Below are 3,449 nucleotides of genomic sequence, written 5' to 3' on the forward strand. Positions count from 1 at the left end.
GTTGATGGGCACGCACGTTGGTCGAATCGACTGATAACAGCTTTTCGATGTCGGCGTGCACGTCGGCGTCGAACCCGAACGAGGCCGCGACCCGGGCGAACATCTCGTCGTACGTGCCGTCCAGCGACCACCGGTGATGGCGTTTCCACACTGTTTGCCACGGCCCGAATTCGGCGGGCAGGTCCCGCCACGGGCATCCTGTGCGAAAATGCCAGGCGATCGCTTCCAGGATCAGCCGGTGATCACGAAACCTGTTGCCTCGCTTACCGTCATGCGACGGCATCAACGGCTCGACCACCGCCCAAAACTCATCACAAATCACACCCGTCCGTGTCACGAGATCGATCTTGGCTGCGGGCGGGTTGATGACGCTCGAAGGCCAGGGTTTGAGTCCAGGCGATCAGGTCGCCAGCCAGGGCGACGACTTCGAGCCAGATCCGGTTGGCCCGGTAGCTGTGGAAAGGCAGGTTACGCAGGCCGGTGTCCTTCAGACAGCGGATACGGTCTTCGGCGCGGGCGCGTTGGCGGTGACGCACTTCCAGGGTCGGCAGCGTCCAGCCGGTTCCGCGAGTGTTGGTCGCAAAGCAGGTGATTCGCCAGCCGTTATGGTCGGTCAGCCGTAGCTGGGCACCGGGGTGAGGACGTTCACGGCGGGCGATGACTCGCATCCCGCGTGGCCATTCCTGGGGGCCGTACTTGGCCGGCGAACGGGTGGGTTTGACCGGGGTCGGCATCCAGTTGGTGAGCTCGGCGACCTGCGCACCCTCACGAGGTGCGCCGTCACTGTCGAGCGCAGCCACCCAAGCCTGCTCGGGAATCGTCTCGATCGCGGCCTGGACAGGGCCGTGAGCGGGAAACCCGATGGAATAGTGCAATCCGGCGTCGGTGAGGTGATGCAGGAATGCTTTAGACGCCCCGCCGGCATCGGCGCGCACCAGCACCTGGCCCCGCTCGGCGGCGGGCAGTTGTTCCAGCGCGGCGCCCAGCACTGTGATGTGATCAGAACTATTGAACGGCGAGGCCTTTCCGGGCGTAGGTCCAGCGCCAGAGTTTCTCCGGTGCCGTGCTCGCCATGGTCGACAAAAGCGCACATCGGGGCGAACCCATAAGACATCTTGTGGGTCGCCTCAGCGCCCTCCTTATCCGAATGCGCCGCCACCAGGGTGGCATCGATATCGACGATGACCTGCCCACCCTCTCGTGTTCCCGGTGTTCCCGCCAGCGGCCGACGCCGTGACCAGACCCGGTCACGGGCTGCAGCGTGTGCCGAGCGCAGCGCCATGACCGCAGCATCGGTGGTGGCGTCATCGACGGCCAACGCCGCAAACAACCGAGACACAGTCGGGTCGGAGGCCACGACTCCGAACAAGTCGCGCTGCGCACGGACTGCGGCCACATCGGCCAAACAGTCACCACCGAGCGCGACCGCGATCGCCACGTCAAGCAGCACCTTGCCCGGATCATGGCGGGCCCGCGCCAGCCGCCACGGCCCCAGCGCCCTCGATAGGACAAGCCCCAGGCCCGCAACCCGGATCGTCTCGTTCATCATCGCCGCGCCCGATGACGTCACCAACGACTCGCGGACATCATCGACGACCAGCCCACCAACTGCGTTACGCTTCACCTACGGAGTTGCCTTCCTGCTTGAGGATCTTGAGACTTCAGCAATCCCAAGAATTCCCTGCAGGACAGGCGCTTCCGTGCATTACACGCCGTCACAACCCCCAACGACATGAAACCTCGAGGCTAGCATTGTGAAGTCGGCGATCTGGGCCCCTCCCGTCCGATCGCGAGGGGTCTGTCGAACGTGCAGACCGCTACCGTCCTCACTCCTTCGCGCGTTACAGCGGACCCCATACAGATAGTATCTAATACATGCGGTACCTGATACCGTTGGCTCTGTGAATTCGTCTGATTGGCGGGATCGGCCCGCGAGCGCCCACTTCGGCTCCATCTGCTGGCAGTCGCGCCTGCTGGCGTTATTGACGGCTATCTTCGCGCGCCCAGTGCTCGCTACCTTGACCGTCATCGGCATAGTCATCAACCGTTTCAGTCCTCACCTGTTGCAGCGTGCACGCCTTGACGTCATCGACAAACCGCTGCGCGTGGTGCCGCCACCGGCGGGAACTCAAGTGACCCCCGTCGCATTGCCACAGTGTCCGGCCGAGTGGGTGGTATTCCCGACGGCCCGCCAGTCCGACCGGGTTATCGTCTACTTCCACGGCTCGGCGCTGGTGACTTTGGGTCTCAATTCGCATCGGCGGTTTGTCGGTAAGCTCTCCCAAGAGACCGGCGCGCGGGTATTCAATGTCGGTTACCGGCTGGCCCCGCAGGCCCGCCTTGAGGATGCCGTGTCCGACGGGCTCGACGCCTACCGCTACGTTATGTCGCTCGGCTTTTCAGCGGATCGCATTGTGCTAGCAGGAGATTCGGCCGGTGGCATGGTGGCTGCCGGTACCGCACTGGCCGCCCGCGACAGCGGGCTGCCGGTGCCTGCGGGTCAGGCGCTGATGTCACCGCTGACGTCGTCGGATATGGGGCTGAAGTACCGGGCCCTCAAAGACCATCGCGACGTGATGTTTCCGTTCATGACGGTGAAGTTCCTCTATGACGTCTTCGGTACTGTCAACGGCACCCGGGCGGCGCCAGTGATGCCGTCGGAGGCCGATCTGCATGGCCTTGGCCCATTTTTGCTCCAGGTTGGCACCCACGAGATGCTGCTCAATGACACCCTCACGCTGGCCGACCGGCTGCGGGCTCACGGCGTACCAGTGTGGGTGCAGCAGTGGCACAAGGCGATGCACATGTTCCAGCTCGGTTTCGACGTCAACCCAGATGCGCTTCGCGCGGTTGAGGAGGTGGCGATGTTTATCCGTCATCTCACCACCGCGCCGGAAAAGAACAGCGCATAATCCGCCCATCGCGCAGGTCGTGGAACATAGAGCAGCCAGTAGCGCAGGGCTTCAAGTGCGGCGCGGACCAAGACGCCGGTCGCAGCACGAGGTGGACGACGAACGGGTTGTCGAGGTCAAGCGGATCAGGACCGCCGCGACGCTATCCCCGCCGACGCAATTGAGAGCTCGTTGCCTGCGCTCGGCCGTTCGGGATCACTGGATATGCTGTTGGCCGCCTACTCGCTGGTGGCCACCCTCTGGCAGACGCCAACCCGCCAGAGCGGCTCACCGATGTCTACGCAAAGGGCGCGCAAGTCGTTCCGCCCGAGTGGAATCTGGGCTTCGCGTCCGCCTTGACCCGCCTGCTGACCGCCAGGTGCATCGGCCTCATCTCTGAAACCTCATGAACAGAAAAGGAGACCAGGACGCAGTGGCTTGGCGAACTGCAACCGGTGAAAACGATGCCAACCTTGTCGATGGCCGGGAACCAGGCGAGACCGCGCAGCCTTCCGCCGGCAATGGCTTTGCGCCAAACGCTAAGTTGCGATCGATCCA

Annotated in this window: 3 protein-coding genes and 2 pseudogenes; 2 read left to right on the plus strand and 3 right to left on the minus strand. The window is 63.8% G+C overall.

Translation table 11 applies throughout. The features are described from left to right. A partial coding sequence (locus JF781_RS27575) for an IS5 family transposase (RefSeq protein WP_033721601.1) occupies window positions 1-337 on the minus strand: 337 nt, incomplete at its 3' end. Beyond that, window positions 336-1,624: pseudogene (locus tag JF781_RS27580) on the minus strand (IS1380 family transposase); the annotation flags it as partial. The gene JF781_RS27575 and the pseudogene JF781_RS27580, both read right to left, overlap by 2 nt. A 277-nt stretch (window positions 1,625-1,901) precedes the next feature. On the opposite strand from JF781_RS27580, the gene JF781_RS27585 reads away from it, so the two are divergent. Further along, entirely contained in the window at window positions 1,902-2,912 is a 1,011-nt protein-coding gene (locus JF781_RS27585) for an alpha/beta hydrolase (protein WP_033721600.1), read from the plus strand. Between the two features lie 82 nt (window positions 2,913-2,994). Next, a pseudogene (locus JF781_RS27590) lies at window positions 2,995-3,301 on the plus strand (TetR/AcrR family transcriptional regulator); the annotation flags it as partial. Here the strand turns inward: JF781_RS27590 and JF781_RS27595 are convergent. Continuing rightward, on the minus strand, window positions 3,190-3,449 hold a 260-nt coding region (locus tag JF781_RS27595), incomplete at its 5' end, for a hypothetical protein (RefSeq protein ID WP_225325997.1). The pseudogene JF781_RS27590 and the gene JF781_RS27595 sit on opposite strands and share 112 nt — an antisense overlap.

This window comes from Mycobacterium sp. WUMAC-067 (genome assembly GCF_020217485.1).
Lineage (GTDB): Bacteria > Actinomycetota > Actinomycetes > Mycobacteriales > Mycobacteriaceae > Mycobacterium.